Source organism: Culturomica sp. (genome assembly GCF_003524185.1).
Classification (GTDB): domain Bacteria; phylum Bacteroidota; class Bacteroidia; order Bacteroidales; family Marinifilaceae; genus Culturomica; species Culturomica massiliensis.
Genome location: NZ_DOED01000033.1, coordinates 74,612 through 91,151 on the forward strand (window position 1 = coordinate 74,612; position 16,540 = coordinate 91,151).

General features: G+C 43.4%; 13 protein-coding genes. 9 read left to right on the forward strand and 4 right to left on the reverse strand.

Annotated features, from left to right (window positions below; genetic code table 11):
- The first annotated feature begins 154 nt into the window (after nt 1-154).
- Together DD657_RS11510 and mtnA are read left to right on the forward strand one after the other, a co-directional pair.
- Nucleotides 155-826: a class II aldolase/adducin family protein gene (locus DD657_RS11510; protein WP_021989072.1), complete on the forward strand. Its 672-nt coding sequence runs from the start codon at nt 155-157 to the stop codon at nt 824-826.
- Nucleotides 823-1,890, forward strand: a complete 1,068-nt coding sequence (mtnA, locus tag DD657_RS11515; protein WP_287049943.1) for an S-methyl-5-thioribose-1-phosphate isomerase — start codon at nt 823-825, stop codon at nt 1,888-1,890. Before DD657_RS11510 ends, mtnA begins: the two co-directional genes overlap by 4 nt.
- Nucleotides 1,891-2,046: 156 nt before the next feature.
- Here mtnA and DD657_RS11520 read toward each other — a convergent pair whose 3' ends face one another.
- Nucleotides 2,047-3,273, reverse strand: coding sequence for a 3-deoxy-D-manno-octulosonic acid transferase (locus DD657_RS11520; protein ID WP_021989070.1), 1,227 nt, complete (start codon nt 3,271-3,273; stop codon nt 2,047-2,049).
- Between the two features lie 226 nt (nt 3,274-3,499).
- Between DD657_RS11520 and DD657_RS11525 the strand changes: the two genes are divergently transcribed.
- The 5 genes from DD657_RS11525 to metK all read left to right on the forward strand — a co-directional run bounded on the left by DD657_RS11525 (nt 3,500) and on the right by metK (nt 8,691).
- Nucleotides 3,500-4,096: a hypothetical protein gene (locus tag DD657_RS11525; RefSeq protein WP_021989069.1), complete on the forward strand. Its 597-nt coding sequence runs from the start codon at nt 3,500-3,502 to the stop codon at nt 4,094-4,096.
- Between the two features lie 619 nt (nt 4,097-4,715).
- A complete protein-coding gene (locus DD657_RS11530) occupies nt 4,716-5,126 on the forward strand; it encodes a hypothetical protein (protein ID WP_287049944.1) in 411 nt (136 codons plus the stop codon).
- Nucleotides 5,107-6,390, forward strand: a complete 1,284-nt coding sequence (locus DD657_RS11535; RefSeq protein ID WP_287049945.1) for a DUF3440 domain-containing protein — start codon at nt 5,107-5,109, stop codon at nt 6,388-6,390. The genes DD657_RS11530 and DD657_RS11535 overlap by 20 nt, the downstream gene beginning before the upstream one ends.
- 2 nt (nt 6,391-6,392) lie before the next feature.
- A complete protein-coding gene (locus tag DD657_RS11540; protein WP_021989066.1) occupies nt 6,393-6,899 on the forward strand; it encodes an IbrB-like domain-containing protein in 507 nt (168 codons plus the stop codon).
- 505 nt (nt 6,900-7,404) lie between these two features.
- Nucleotides 7,405-8,691, forward strand: coding sequence for a methionine adenosyltransferase (metK, locus tag DD657_RS11545; RefSeq protein WP_021989065.1), 1,287 nt, complete (start codon nt 7,405-7,407; stop codon nt 8,689-8,691).
- A gap of 230 nt (nt 8,692-8,921) precedes the next feature.
- Here metK and DD657_RS11550 read toward each other — a convergent pair whose 3' ends face one another.
- A complete protein-coding gene (locus tag DD657_RS11550; protein WP_021989061.1) occupies nt 8,922-9,629 on the reverse strand; it encodes a zinc metallopeptidase in 708 nt (235 codons plus the stop codon).
- Between the two features lie 434 nt (nt 9,630-10,063).
- Between DD657_RS11550 and DD657_RS11555 the strand changes: the two genes are divergently transcribed.
- Entirely contained in the window at nt 10,064-11,674 is a 1,611-nt protein-coding gene (locus DD657_RS11555; RefSeq protein ID WP_287049946.1) for a beta-N-acetylhexosaminidase, read from the forward strand.
- Between the two features lie 51 nt (nt 11,675-11,725).
- On the opposite strand, the gene DD657_RS11560 is transcribed toward DD657_RS11555, so the two are convergent.
- Complete coding sequence (locus DD657_RS11560; RefSeq protein WP_021989059.1) at nt 11,726-12,697, reverse strand: hypothetical protein; 972 nt, start codon at nt 12,695-12,697, stop codon at nt 11,726-11,728.
- A 298-nt stretch (nt 12,698-12,995) separates the two neighbouring features.
- Between DD657_RS11560 and fusA2 the strand changes: the two genes are divergently transcribed.
- On the forward strand, nt 12,996-15,152 hold the full coding sequence (fusA2, locus tag DD657_RS11565; protein WP_021989058.1) for an elongation factor G2: 2,157 nt from the start codon (nt 12,996-12,998) through the stop codon (nt 15,150-15,152).
- Between the two features lie 182 nt (nt 15,153-15,334).
- Here the strand turns inward: fusA2 and DD657_RS11570 are convergent, their stop codons facing one another.
- The gene (locus DD657_RS11570) at nt 15,335-16,285 is read right to left on the reverse strand and encodes a DUF4842 domain-containing protein (RefSeq protein ID WP_287049948.1); all 951 of its coding nucleotides are present in this window, start codon (nt 16,283-16,285) and stop codon (nt 15,335-15,337) included.
- Nucleotides 16,286-16,540 lie beyond the last annotated feature (255 nt).

Sequence of the window (16,540 nt, forward strand, 5' to 3'; positions counted from 1 at the left end):
TGTAGATTTACGATTTTAGATTAAAAGAATTTGATAACAGATCAGGTTGTCAGGCAATTTAAAATTTACAGTTTATATGAAGATATAGAAAGGCTGCTTTCGGGCAGCTTTTTTTGAAATAGGGCGATTGGCCGGACTTTTGACGCAATGAATTATGGGAACATATACCGATATTTTTTATTCGGAGACGACAGAGCAACTAAAGCTTTTGATTTGTGATTTGGGCAGAAGAATGTGGCAGCGGGGGTACGTAGATGGTAACGGGGGCAATATCAGTGTCCGTCTGGACGAAGATACCGTTTTGTGTACGCCTACATATATGTCCAAGGGATTTATGAGTTCCGAAGATCTCTGCCTGGTGAATATGGCGGGAGATTTGTTGGCGGGGAAGCGGCGTAGTACAAGTGAGATAAAGACCCATTTGGCGATCATGCGGAATAATCCGCTGGCGCGGGCTTGTGTACATGCTCATCCTCCCTATGCGACCTCTTATGCCCTTTGCGGACAGTTGCCTCCCGCAGGTGTAATAGCCGAGGCTGAAATTTTTTTAGGTGAGATAGGGTTGGCCCCTTATGCAACACCCGGTTCCCCGGAAATAGAAGCTTGTATGTGCGGGTTAGCTCCCGGACGCAGCGCTGTGATTATGCAGGGACACGGTGCGATAACCTGGGGTAAAACAGTTGAGGAAGCGTATTGGAAAATGGAGAATCTGGAAGCCTATTGCCAGGTTACCCATTTGGTGGCATGTCGGGGGGAATGTATACAACCGTTTACGGAAAAGGAGCGGGAAGCATTGAAAACATTACGTAAAAAGTTTGAGTCATGAATGTTGCTGCAAATATTATAACACTGGAAGTCGATTGGCAGAATAATGTATTGCGGATACTGGATCAGACAAAGTTGCCCGGGAAAGAGTCTTACCTTTCTTTGGGAACAGCAGAAGAGATCCGGGAGGCCATTTATCAGTTGAAAGTTCGGGGTGCTCCTGCCATCGGTGTTGCTGCCGCTTATGGAATCGCGGTGTGTGCCCGGAATATTAAGGGCAATGACGTTGCCGGTTTCGAAAATGAATTTTGTAGGTTAAAGACATATTTGGGTTCTTCCCGGCCGACAGCCGTGAATTTGTTTACGGCTCTTGACCGGATGGAGGCGTGTGTAAAGCGTTACCGCACAAAAGAGGTGGAAGAAATAAAGGCTGCATTGATACGGGAGGCAGAGCAGATTCATGCGGAGGATCAGGAAGCCTGTCGTCGTATCGGGGAATGGGGATTGAAATTGCTGAAACCGGGAATGGGGATTTTAACGCATTGTAATGCCGGAAAGCTTGCTGTATCGGGTTGCGGTACCGCCTTGGCTCCGATTTATGCAGGTCAGGAAAAAGGGTATCATTTTCATGTTTTTGCGGATGAAACCCGTCCTCTGTTACAGGGGGCGCGACTTACCGCCTTTGAATTGCAGCGTTCCGGTATAGAGGTTACATTGATATGTGACAATATGGCATCTGTAGTTATGAAGCAGGGGAAAATACAGGCCGTATTGGTCGGTTGCGACAGGGTCGCTGCCAACGGAGATGTTGCCAATAAAATCGGAACTTCCGGTGTCGCTGTGATGGCTAAATATTACGGTATTCCTTTTTATGTGCTCGGTCCGACCTCTACAATTGATTTTCAAAGTCCGACCGGAGACGCGATTACGGTTGAGGAGAGAGCTCCGGAAGAGGTGACTGAAAAATGGTATGTGCAGCGAATGGCCCCGGAGGGAGTACAAGTATATAATCCGGCTTTTGATGTAACGGATCACAGCTTAATTACGGCAATAATTACGGAAAAAGGGATTGCCCGGCCGCCTTTTAGAGAGACATTGAACACTTTGATTGCTTGCGGTTCTTGATTTTGCTTCCCTTTTACCGGGTGTCGCTTATTGTATTTCTGATTTCCCGGTCTGTTCCCGGTTGTAATGATCGGGCATTGTGGGACGAACCTTTGTCTGTAGAAAGGAACCGGAATCTGAAATCGTCAATTTAGAAATGAGGTTTTAATTGCAGATTTACGGTTTCAAATATTTCATGATACATTCGGTAGCTCCCAATTGGCTGTTGACGTAGGCTACGGCTTTTTTACCCGCTGTTCCGGCTATTTCCGGATTTTCCATCAGACTGTCCAGTATAGCGTTCAGTTCGTTCCCGTTTTGGATTGTAAATGCACCTCCTTCCTGGATCAGGCTTACAGCTTCTTTGAACTTCCGGTATTTGGGGCCGAATATGACCGGAATACCATAGACGGCAGCCTCTAAAGTATTGTGGATGCCGACTCCGAAACCTCCGCCGATATAAGCTATTTTGCCGTAGCGGTAAATGGCTGACAGCAAGCCGATACAATCGATAATCAGCACCTCGGCCGAACTGTAATCGGCTGATTCGTCGGTATAGCGCACGATGCTCTTTTGGCATTTTTCCATGATCGACTTGATATGATTTTCACCGATTTCGTGAGGGGTTAAAATCCATTTATAAGTGCCTTGGTATTGGTTTATGTAATCGATCAGTATCTCTTCGTCGGGAGGCCATGTGCTGCCACAGACGACCGCAGGTGTTCTGTTCAGGAATAGTTCAACTTTTCCGATGTTTTTAGCTTGCGCAGCGATTTGTTTTACCCGGTCGAATCGGGTATCTCCGGTAAGTTCCGTATTTTTTATACCGATGGAGGCTAATAATTGTACGGATTCGTTGTCCTGAACGAAAAGCCGGGTAAAAAAATGCAGCATTTTCCGATGTAATCCGCCCCAATTTTTGAAAAATGGCTGTTCTTTACGGAAAATAGCCGATATCAGGTATACGGGAATATTATGTTCCGACAACTCATGCAAATAATTGTACCAGAATTCATATTTGATAAATACGGCTGCATCAGGCTTTAACCGGTTGATAAAAAAGCGGGCATTGCCCGGAGTATCTGCCGGAAGGTAAAGAATATGATCGGCTCCGTTATAATTTTTACGGATTTCATAACCGGAGGGGGAGAAAAAGGTAAGTAGTATTTGTGTATCCGGTTGCTCTTTTTTCAGGGCTTCCATCACCGGACGTCCTTGTTCGAATTCTCCGAGAGAAGCAGCATGAAACCATATCAGGCGTTTGGAACCCCGCGGGATTGCCGCAATCTGTTTGCGTATGTTTTTTCTACCTTTTAGCCATAATGCTGCTTTTTCATTGAATGGAGCTGCCAGCCGGATTGCTGTGCTATAAGCCCTGATGCCTATATTGTAAAAAAAAGCCATAGTTGTTGTTTTGTTGGAACAAAGGTAACGAATAAATATGGCATTCCGCTTTGTCTGTGCTAATATTAAAAGAAAAGTGTAAAAAAGAGTAATAAATTGCTTAATAAGTGAAATATTTTTATATTTGTAGGCATATGAAATATTGTGTCCGTTTTTATAGCGAGGTGCAGCTTACTTATGTTTTAGAAATGAGATAATTACTAATGTTTAACAAAAATTTATTACTATGGAATTAAATGGTGCTGTGTGGAAAACATCCACTTCAAAAATTTTCAGCGGTGTGTTATTGTTTTCGTTGTCAGGAATTGTCGGAGGCTTGTTTGCTGTCATTCTTGCTTTATCCGGAAGTCTTGGAGCTGCTTTATGGATCGGTGTACTGACCGGTATAGCTACAATTTTAGGATATGTGCTTTATCTTATGGGATTGGGTGAATTGCAGGGAATATTACAGGGAGAAGACGCATCTGCTATTGGTAAGGTAAAATTAGCTGCTATTCTTTTGATTATCGGAGCTTGTGTTTCCGTTCTTTTCTCGATCGTTCCTTTGCTCGGAACCATTGTCGGCAGCATTATCAGCGGTATCTTGAACATTGTGGGATGTATCCTTTGCGTGATGGCATTTGCCCAGTTGAAGAAATCAACGACATTTCCGGCAACAGCATTGAGTGGCGTATCTAAATTGTATGTCGCTTATTTGTTGAACCTGATCGGTTATGGTTTGATGTTAACCGTGATTTTAGCTGTTGTTGCTCCGATCTTGAATTTGGTTGCTTTCATTATGATTTTGATCGGTTGGGCCGGCGTAAAGAATGCTCAGGTCTGATCGATTTTTGTTGCGAAATAGAATACGTGCTTGAATCAGGTATGGATAAAGTTTGATAACTTTGAATTGCTGACTCGGCACTTATATTGGCAATTACCTGTCTCGTCTTAAAAGGCGGGACAGGTTTTGACAATAACTTCAAACGATATTTTTTATGTCGATAATGACAATTCCCGCTATGAGTTGTCCAATGATCGGCTCTGGACTAGCCGGAATGTCCTTACCTGATTCCGGTATTCTTCATAGCGGTATATTGCATTATCGATAAGACAGGTTTCTTAGAAAATATATGTAGTAACCGTCTAAAGACGGCCGGTTTCCCGGCTATATATTTTTAGCGTGTGTTGTGCTTCGGGGTATTTCCACCCGACAGCGGCAGTTCCTTCGGGGAGGTATAAGTTTTTAATGATGTGGCATCTTCGGTTGTGTGTGACCCGGTAAAAGACGCCCGTATTTTGAATTGTTTTGTTGTAGCCTACAAATAGGTGTGGTTTATGGCTATTCCAGGATTGAATAATGTCATTTGTATTTCGGTTATTCACCAATCATTTTCAATCTTTCAACATAAATTGTATCAATCTTTTGTAGATCCTAATTTTAAATTATAAAACGGATCATAATGGATATCATCGAATTAAGCGGAGAGGATCAGCGCCTTTATCATATAGTAGGGCATCTGGTGATGAACAGTGAGGTATTGACCTATAATCTGAATTACCCATTTCGTACATCGCCGGAATACCGTTGGTTTGTTGCTATGGAAAAGGATATGACCCTTGGGTTTATCCCGGTAAAAGTGACGAGTAGAAAAGCCTTAATAAACAATTACTATATCGCGGATGACGATAAGACTGTTTTCTCAACTTTGCTTCAGACGGTTATCCGGACGTTTGACTGTAATTTCGAGGTCGAATCGGTTTCGCAGATGCGGCATATCCGTTTTTTCGAGCAAAACGGGTTTTCTGTTGTTCATTATTGGAAAAGATATGTGAAAATGAAGGTAAGTAAAGATGAAGAAGAATGTATATGAGTTGGCGATGCGTCGGATTGAAACTGTGTTTTCGGAATTCGATAACGTCTATATATCTTTTTCAGGCGGTAAGGATAGTGGGGTGATGCTCAATTTATGTATACGTTATTTACGGGCATCGGGCCTGAAAAGAAAGATCGGGGTTTTTCATATGGATTATGAAGTACAATATGATGAAACAACCCGATACATTGACCGGGTGTTCCGGTCTAACCCCGATATTATCGAGGTATACCGGGTGTGTGTGCCCTTCAAAGTCTGTACCTGTACCTCTATGTATCAGTCGTATTGGCGACCCTGGGACAAAGCCTGTAAAGAGCTTTGGGTCCGGAAAATTCCGCAGGGAAGTTATACGGAAGAGGACTTCCCGTTTTATGATACTACGATGTGGGATTATGATTTCCAGGTGCTTTTTGCGCAGTGGTATCATCGGATGAAAGAAGCTGCCAGGACTTGCTGCTTGGTGGGAATACGTACCCAGGAGAGTTATCATCGCTGGCAGACGATTTACGGTAATAAGAGAAGTTATATGTTTTATCACCTGAAATGGACGCAACGTATAACTAAAGATGTCTTCAATGCCTATGTGATTTACGACTGGCAAACGACGGATGTCTGGACGGCTAACGGTCGTTTCGGGTGGGATTACAACCGGCTGTATGATCTCTATTATCAGGCAGGCGTTCCGCTTGAAAAACAACGGGTAGCCAGTCCCTTTATATCGGCTGCCCAAGAAAGTCTGCAACTTTACCGGGCTATCGATCCCGATATGTGGGGTAAAATGATTTGCCGGGTCAACGGAGTCAATTTTACGGCTATATACGGTCATACGAGTGTTGTGGCGAGACATAAGGTCAAGTTGCCTCCGGGACATACGTGGGAGAGTTATATGCACTTTTTATTGTCTACGCTGCCTGAAAAGGTACGTTTGAATTATTTGCGGAAACTTTCGGTAAGCATTAATTTCTGGCGTGAGAAAGGGGGATGTCTGAATGAAGAAACGATTAAGCAACTCCAGGCTTGCGGGATTAAGATCGATGTTCAGGAACATAGTAATTACCGCACGGCTAAGCGGCCGGTGAGGATGGAGTATCAGGACGATCTCGATGCGCCGGAATTCAGGAATTTGCCGACATTTAAACGGATGTGTATCTGTATTCTTAAAAACGATCACCAATGTAAATACATGGGGTTTGCCCTGACAAAGAAGGAGCATGAGAATAAACAGCGTATTATGGATTTTTACCGTAGAATATATAAATAAATATGAAAGATTACACAAGTCCCGTATATCGCGTAATATCGGTGCCATTGGAAAAGATACAAGCCAATGCTTATAATCCCAATATTGTGGCACCGCCTGAAATGGAGCTGCTGGAACTGTCGATCTGGGAAGACGGTTACACAATGCCTTGTGTTTGTTATTATCTGCCTCAGGAAGACCGTTACGAACTGGTGGACGGGTATCACCGTTACAAGGTTATGCAGACCTCTAAACGCATTTATGAGCGGGAAAAAGGAAGATTGCCCGTTGTGGTTATCGAAAAGGATTTGTCTAACCGTATGGCTTCAACCATACGTCATAACCGGGCACGGGGGACACATAGCATAGAATTGATGACCAATATTGTTGCAGAGCTTAAGCGGGCGGGGATGTCTGATAAATGGATCATGGATCACATCGGAATGGATCAGGATGAGTTGTTGCGGCTCAAGCAAATATCTGGATTAGCTGCTTTGTTTGCCGATAAAGAGTTTAGTATTCCGGGATGAACAGTGTAAATTACAGCTGTAGACGGTGTGAAATGTGACTATGGATGACGATTTTAGATTTTATTGCCCCCCAGATTGCGCTGATCCCGCAGATTTAATCTAAAATCTGCAATTAAGAAGTTCATACGAATTGTAAATTTTAAATTGTTTGGCAACCTGATTTTTATCAGACTTTTTAAATCTAAAATCGTCAATCTAAAATTTATATATTAGACGGGAACAACAATCTTTTCTTGCCCGAAAATGGGAGAATGGGAATATCTTTTTTTGTTTATTGTTTTTTTCGATTTAATATATTGTTTTTGTTTTTATTGTCGTATCTTTGTATCGTCATTTGTGGAAGGATTTGGCTGATTGCAACCACGGTAAAAAACTGCTAAAATGCATGAGATTGTGTCTTCAACCATCCATAGCCTTTTCCATATATTTATTTATTCCCGATGCCGGGTTCGGATTGCTTTTGCACGGTGATCTAAAGTCTGCATTCAAAAATTAAAATTAGATTATGGGATATTTATTTACTTCAGAATCGGTGTCAGAAGGACACCCGGATAAGGTGGCGGATCAGATTTCCGATGCCGTTCTCGATAAGATTATTGCTTTTGATCCGGATGCTAAGGTGGCTTGTGAAACTTTGGTCACGACAGGGCAGACCGTGATTGCAGGAGAGATTAAAACTCAAACCTATGTAGATGTTCAGCAGATTGCCCGTGAGGTGATTAATGAGATCGGATATACGAAGAGTGAGTATATGTTCGATGGAAACAGTTGTGGTGTATTCAGTGCTATCCATGAACAATCGCCGGATATCAACCGGGGAGTTGTGCGGGAAGATCCGATGGAGCAAGGGGCCGGAGATCAGGGAATGATGTTCGGTTATGCTTGTAATGAGACGGATAATTATATGCCTTTGTCATTGGAACTGGCTCATTTATTATTGAGTGAACTGGCTCTGGTAAGAAAAGAAGGACAATTGATGAATTATTTACGTCCCGATTCCAAGTCTCAGGTAACGATCGAATACGGAGATAACGGAAAACCGAAACGCATTCATACCATTGTTATTTCCACGCAGCATGATGATTTTATCAAGCCGGCCAACGAAACTCCGGAAGCGCAGTTAAAGGCCGATGAGGCAATGGTTGAATGGATACGGAAAGACATTATGGATATTTTGCTACCCCGGGTAAAGGCGAAATTACCGAAAAGGGTGCAGTCTTTCTTCGATAAGGATTTGATTTTGTTTGTCAATCCGACCGGTAAATTTGTAATCGGCGGTCCTCATGGAGATACCGGGTTGACCGGCCGGAAAATTATTGTAGACACATACGGAGGTAAGGGTGCTCACGGTGGCGGGGCTTTTTCCGGTAAAGATCCTTCAAAAGTAGACCGTTCGGCTGCTTATGCCGCCCGGCACATCGCTAAGAATATGGTAGCGGCCGGTATTGCAGACGAGATACTGATTCAAATTTCTTATGCAATCGGAATAGCTCGTCCGGTGGGTGTATATGTCAACACCTACGGTACGGCTAAAGTCGGGTTGTCGGATATTGAAATTGCCGGGAAGGTAAGTGAAATCTTCGATTTGCGTCCGAAAGCCATTGAAGAGCGATTGAAGTTGCGTAATCCGATTTACCGGGAAACGGCGGCTTATGGACACATGGGACGCACCCCGCAGGTGGTGAAGAAAGTCTTTACTTCTAATTATTGGCCGGCATTGGAAAAAGAGGTCGAACTTTTTACCTGGGAGAAACTCGATTATGTGGATGAAATTAAAAAGGCATTCAAATAATCCGGTTTAAAATAAAAATGAAAAAATCCGACGAAAACGCTCAGGGCCGATCGTCGGATTTTTTATGTTTTATGAATGAAGGCTGTTTAGGGATTATTTGTGCTTTGGCTGTCCTGTTCAAATGGCATTTCCCCTTTCGGATGTTGTATAACTGAAAATAAGTAACAAAAAACGATCGGAGGATACAATCCTCCGATCACTTATAGTTTTGTATAAGTTTTTTGGGAATTTTAATTCCTTCTTCCCAGATAGATCATGACATAGTATAACAAGGTCGCCAGGGATGAAAGTGCTGCAATGACATACGTATAAGCTGCCCACTTTAATGCATCGAAGGCATAGCCCTGGGTTTGATAGTCGGTTATGCCGGAATTTCGCAACCATACCAGAGCCCGGTGACTGGCGTTGATTTCAACGGGGAGTGTAATGAAGCTGAATAACGTCATTATCGCAAACAGGATAATACCGGCGAGTAAAAGTTGAGGAAAGGTGTTCACCATTAAGATTCCCGCCAACAATATCCATTGTACCCAATGAGAGGCAAAGCTCACAACCGGAACGAGTGCGGAGCGCATTTTCAGCATACTGTACGCTTTAGCATGTTGTACGGCATGTCCGCATTCGTGGGCGGCAACCGCTGCCGCTGCGATACTGTTGCCGAAGTAGACTTCCTTGCTCAAGTTGATTGTTTTATTGACCGGGTTGTAATGGTCGGTGAGTTGTCCTTCCACACTTCCGATTTTAACACCTGTAATTCCATTGTCCCGCAACATCTTTTCGGCGACGTCCCGTCCTGTCATGCCATTGGCTGTCGGTATTTTGGAATATTTTGTAAAACGACTTTTCAATTGGTTGCTGATGAGCCAGCTGATCAGGGTAAATCCGATAAAAATAACCCAAATCCATAAATTACCTGCAAATAATGCTGTGTGTTCCATTGCTGTTTAAATTAATATTATACTTGGAAAAGGTACAAAAAATATACCATTTTATTCAAAGATACGAGGAATGCCGTTATTGCAGTTTGTTTTGGATATATTTAACAAATGCTGACAAAATTCAGCTTTCTTATTATCTTTGTCAGGTTACCGTGTCTGGTTGTGGATTTTGGGTTACGATTAATAATTCCTCTATTTACGGGGGAGGGGTACGGGTATAATCTAAAGTTGTAAATTAAAGTCTGCAATATTTATCGGTCTTGGGATGTTGTGGGACGGCGACTTTTTGATGTGGAGCCGTGATCGCAAGCGATTGTCAGAATCGGTTTGTCAGTTGTGAAACATTCGTTTAAAATGCAAAATGTCCGTAAAGACAAATTGTAAGGTGGGGTGGGAAATAAAATTTTAGAATAAAAAAATCAAATATAGGATATATGAAGATAAGATGTTTATTTTTCTTTTTGTTGGTGAGTATGACATTGTCGGCGCAGGATTATTTGTCTGCTTTGTTGCCCATGCCTAACCGGGTAGAACCGGGTTCGGGTGAGGATTTTATAGTGACACCGAAAACCGTGGTAACCGTTGATTCGGATTCTCTGGCTTTTGCTGCTTCAGAGTTACGGCGTATTTTACAGGAGCGTACCGGGCTTTCAGTAACCGGAACGGCCGGTGAAGGATCGGTGATAAGTCTGCAAGTAGATCCGGCAATGGAAGGGAAAGAGCATTATATATTGTCGGTTGAGCGTGACCGGGTGGTGATTAAAGGAGCTACACCGGGAGCCGTGTATTGGGGAATCATGACATTGGATCAATTGTTATTGGGGGATGTGTGCCGTTCTGCCGGAGCCAGAATTGCTCCTGTATATATTGACGATGCCCCCCGTTTTGCTTACCGGGCATTGATGCTCGATCCTGCCCGTCATTTTTTACCGGTAAAGGATGTGAAATTTTTTATCGATCAGATGGTCCGCTACAAATACAATGTATTGCAATTGCATCTGACTGATGATCAGGGTTGGCGTGTAGAGATCCGGAAATATCCTGCTCTGACGGCTGTCGGGGCAAACCGGAATCCGCAAGGAGGGAATGAAGGGCCGGACAACGGATTTTATACCCAGGAGGAATTGAAAGAGTTGGTGCGTTATGCTGCGGAGAGAAATGTAGAAATTGTGCCGGAGCTGGATATCCCCGGTCATACCGTTGCCGTATTGGCTGCTTTTCCGGAACTGGGGTGTCCCCATACGGAATCGGTTCAGAAAGTGATGGGAGAGACGGTGAATTTGATGTTATGTGCGGGGAACGATAAAGTTTATAAACTTTATGAGGATATTATTCAAGAGGTGGCGGCAATTTTTCCTTCGAAGCGAATACATTTGGGAGGCGATGAAGCGATTATTGAAGAAAACTGGATGCGGTGTGAGCGATGCCGTGCCTTGATGAAGGAAAAGGGCTATGCGAAAGTCAGCGAGTTAATGGGATATTTTTTCGGAAGAATACTGCCTTATGTCCGGGATAACGGAAAAGAAGCGATTTTGTGGTGTGAACTGGATAATATCCGGATGCCTGTCTCCGGGTATCTTTTCCCTTATCCGCAGGATGTGACGTTAGTGACCTGGCGTTATGGCCTGACCCCTTTTTGTATGGATTTGACTCTGCAACACGGGCATCAATTGATTATGGCGCCCGGAGAGTATGCTTATTTGGATTATCCCCAATGGCCGGGAGATCTGCCTGAATTTAATAATTGGGGAATGCCGGTTACTTCTTTAGAGACGTGTTATCGCTTTGACCCCGGATATGGCCGCCCGGCAACGGAGCAAAATCATATATTGGGAATAATGGGGACCTTGTGGGGAGAGGCCATCAAGGATATCAACCGGGTGACTTATATGACTTATCCCCGGGCATTGGCATTGGCGGAAGCAGGTTGGACCCGGATGGAGTTCCGGAAATGGGATTCTTTCCGGGAACGTTTGTATCCGAATTTAATGAATTTAATGCGTCACGGAGTTTCGGTGAGAGCTCCTTTTGAAATAGGGCGTTGAGAAGTTTTATCCTGCCCTGTCAGGGCAGGATAAAACCCGGTTTCTTTGTTTTTAAAGCTTGAATTCGAGATTGAGGTATATAAAAGATTCGGCTTTGCCGTTTTGAGGATTCCAGTTTCTGAAATTGGGAGAGAGTTTCAAAAACCGGATCGGTGTATACTGTACTCCGGCAAGTATGCGTTGTCCGTCTGTTTCCCGGAATTGTTCTTCCTGGGAATGTAGGTAGTCGTAACGGCCGAAAACCGTGAATTTTTTTCCTGCGTTGACGGAAGTGTAGACCGAATAGCCGTCTTTATTGTTTCCTTCTGTAAAAGTGGCATTCCATAATTTGTTGTATTCTGCTCCGATACGGAACAGTTTGTGCCGGTAACCGGCAAAGAGGGAAAGGTTCGACTGGTTTTCCGTGGAATCGCTGTTTCCTGTATAAATATCTCCGTATATCCGGAATGTAAGATCGGTGACGGGGGTAAGGGTTACTCCGGCTCCATAGCGGTAATTGTTGTCTTTGTTGATCTTTTTGTAGCCTTCTCCGTTTGTAAAAGAGAGATCAGCACTTATGTAATCGTTAAAACGGTATTTGCCGATAATTCCCATGTCGGCACTGGGCCCGAATTTGTATTCGTCATCAAAGGATTTGAGGATATACCGGTAGCCCCAGAAAGATTCCTGTAAACTGAACTGTTCTGTTTTTACGAGTCCGAAATCCAACGTGAAATTGCCCGGAGTCCAACTGAGCATCGCATTTTTTACGTAAGCGACTCGTTCCAGATCGGCACCTTTTAGATTGGTTTCCCCAATGTCGAATATCACCTTGCCACCGAAATTCTCCGTCAGTTTGAATTGGTAGCCCAGATAGGCTCTGTCCAGTTCAAATCCGGAGCTTGAGTTGGCATGTCCGAGTCCTGTGTGATAGTTGGCAAACAAGGTTACAATGGGTTTACCTGTGATGGTAATTTTCTGTTCCTGCGCACGAAGAATTAAAATCGATAATGTAAAGAGTACAAAAAAGCTAAGTCTTTTCATAAGAATGGTTTAGTAATTATCCAGAATTGTGTTACAAAATTAGGTCAGAATAGTTTCGTAAAAATGACGGAAAAGTTACATTTCTGTTACAACATAATTTTAGGGTTGAGATACAGTAATTAGCGATTTAAATTGAAAGGCAGACGGAAAATCACTTGTTTTTTTCAAAAATTGTATATAATTTGTGAACCGATTTAAAACGTTTGAAATCGCAGAGGGCGGTCGGAATGGAAAATTTTCTTCTTTTTCTGCGTCTTTTTCTTTTCAGACAACAATAATAACCTAAAACTTATTAACCATGAAAACCTATAGTCCTAACGAGATTAAAAATATCGCACTCGTGGGCAGTGCAGGTTCTGGTAAGACCACACTGGCTGAAGCGATGATGTACGAGGGCGGGGTCATCCCGCGCAGAGGTAGCGTAAGTGCTAAAAATACCTCCTCTGATTACCGGCCCGTTGAACAGGAATACGGTTCTTCTGTATTTCCGGCAGTATTGTATGCTGAGTGGAAAAACCAAAAGCTTAATTTTATCGATACTCCGGGAGCCGATGATTTTGTCGGAGGCGTTATCTCTGCGCTGGAAGTGGCGGATGCTGCAGTCATGGTTGTGAATGCAGTAAAAGGTGTGGAAGTCGGTACTGAAATTATCAGCCGTCATGCTAAACGGATGAATAGACCGGTGATTTTTGTTGTCAACCAATTGGATCACGAGAAGGCTAATTTCGAACAGACGATTGAGCATGCAAAGGCTTCTTTCGGTAAGAAAATTGTATTGGTGCAATATCCGGTAAATCCGGGTAACGGATTTAATAGGGTCGTAGATGTGTTGAAGATGGAGATGTATAAGTGGGGGCCGGAAGGCGGTAAGCCGGAGGTATTGCCGATCCCTGACGAGGAAAAGGAAAAAGCGGAAGAATTGCATAATATATTGGTGGAAGCTGCGGCCGAGAATGACGAGAAGCTGATGGAGCTTTATTTTGAAAAAGGTAGCCTGACAGAAGATGAGATGCGTGCCGGAATACGGGCAGGATTGATCAAGCGGGATATGTTTCCCGTATTCTGCGTATCGGCAGAAAAAGACATGTGTGTACGTCGGTTTATGGAGTTTTTGGTGAATGTAGCGCCGAGTGCAGCAGCTATGCCGGGTACAAAGACTGTCGACGGAGAACTTGTGCCGTACAATGCCGAGGGGCCGACCTCTGTATTTGTTTTTGCGACTTCTATCGAACCGCATTTGGGTGAGATCAACTATTTTAAAGTCATGTCGGGGAGTTTGAAAGAAGGGGATGACCTTACCAATATGACGAATAGTACGAAAGAACGTTTTTCTCAGTTGTTTGCTGCGGCCGGGAAAAACCGTACGAAAGTAACGGAGCTGAAGGCCGGAGATATCGGGGCAACCGTAAAGCTGAAAGGAACGAAGAACGGGGACACCCTGAATGAAAAGGATTGTGAATATCGCTTCCCGGGCTTTAAGTATCCGGAACCCCGTTTCCGTACAGCCGTGAAGGCTGTAAACAAGAACGACGACGAAAAGGTAGCTGAAGTACTTAACCGTATGCATGAGGAGGATCCGTCGTTATTAGTAGAGTATTCTAAGGAACTGAAACAATTGATTCTTTCCGGTCAGGGTGAGTTCCATCTGAATACGATGAAATGGCGTATTGAGCACAATGATAAACTGCCGATTGAATTTATCGTACCTAAAATTCCCTACCGGGAAACGATAACCAAGTTCGCCCAGGCAGACTACCGGCATAAAAAGCAATCCGGCGGTGCGGGACAGTTCGGTGAAGTACATATGGTTATCGAACCTTATGTGGAAGGTATGCCGGAACCGACTTCTTATAAAATCGGAGGCATCGACAGCAAAATGTCTGTGAAAGGGAAAGAGGAATATAACCTGCCGTGGGGAGGAAAACTGGTATTTTACAACTGTATTGTCGGGGGTGTGATCGAAGCCCGTTTTATGCCGGCGATCCTGAAAGGTATTATGGAGAAGATGGAAGAGGGACCGTTGACGGGGTCTTATGCCCGTGACATACGTGTGTGTATATACGACGGTAAGATGCACCCGGTAGACTCAAATGAAATTTCATTCCGTTTGGCCGGACGTCATGCTTTCAGCGAAGCGTTTAAAAATGCCATGCCGAAGGTGTTGGAACCGATCTATGACGTAGAAGTACTGGTGCCTGAAGAAGACATGGGAGACGTGATGAGTGATTTGCAGACCCGCAGGGCCGTTATTATGGGAATGGATTCAGACAGCGGTTTCCAGAAGATTATCGCAAAGGTACCTTTGAAGGAGATGCAACGCTATTCAACTGCCTTGAGTTCGATTACCGGAGGCCGTGCGACATTCAGTATGAAATTTGCCGGATACGAAAAAGTGCCGGGTGAAATTCAGGAGGAATTGTTGAAGTCTTATGACGAGGCTGAAGATGATGAATGATAAATCTTATAAACTTGGGAGCTGTGTCTGTGACACAGCTCTTTTTTTGAGATTTTGCCGTTTTTTGTCGCCGGGATGAGCAGCTGCTTGCCGTGAATGAAACGGAAAGAAAAAGAGGTATAAAAAAACCGGACGAACTATCGTCCGGTTTTTCTGAAAAGGTTATTAAATAAAAGCGTATTTTATTCCAAATCCTGATAGTCCCAGATTTTATAAAGACGTCCGTCTTTGCCGGGAATGATGTTGTTACAAAATTTGCTCGTCATATTTGTTTGGGGGGTGCCGATCCAGCTTGCCCTGCCGTTGACCCAGTCACTAAAATCCGGGTATGCCTTAAAAATGGAGATTTTTTCCTGTGGATATTTAAATGTTCCATTGTCTTTACCTACAACCAGGCCGTAAGGCATCCCTTCATGATTAAGCATATCATATCTCTGATAGTCGTAGTCGGATGTTACGGCATAATATCTTTTCCCATCCACCTCGATAAACCAGGCGATACTTTTTTTTGTTCCTTTAGCTAATTTATAGTTTGTGATTTGAGGCATCAGTTTATAACGTATCGGTGTGTTATCATTTACCGTATTGATAAATCCTTTGGCCCCATGGAACAAATCGGTTCTGACATCTTCCGTAATAATGTGTTCGGAATTGTCCGGTAATATACAGCCCAGTTTGATGGTTTTTCCGCCGCCGAGGGCAATCGGCTGTATATATATATTGTGTAAATCCCATTCCTTACCGCCGTTGCCGAGGACATTCTTTACATGTATGACTAAATCGTTGTAGTCGTAATCACCGTATTCCGTATCCTCGAACATAACGGCTTGCCAATACTGACTATAGGTATCTACGTTGTTCAGAATGGCAAAATCGACTTTAATACCGGATTCTCCCCTGGAAGGTAGAATACTGCCTTTGGGGATTTTGATTGTTGTCGGTTCATTGACTACGGCCAGCGTATCGTCTCCTTCGGTTACAATCGTCGTGTAGCCGGCTTTAACCGGTACCTCATAATTTTCGAATGCCTCACAATACGCAATGCGTTCCTGAGGTTCCGTATAAATGTTTTTGTCGTGAGTACAGGCAATGGCGACTAAAATAGCCATTGCTATAAATATAACCTTTTTCATATGCTTGTATTTGAGTTCAAATATAGGTGTTTTTGATGGAGTTGGTACTTATTTATGCCAGATTATTTTCCGACTTATTATTTACGATTTTCCGGAAATTTAGTTGCCTGTAAAACAGTCTGAACGAGTTATTTGACGAACTGATATGAAAAAACAATGAATGAATAGAGTGCTTCGTTATATTTATTTTTACGTTTTCAAGTAACAGATATATTTGTCGGGAAAGTATAGATTATCTTTTCAAGATACAGATAA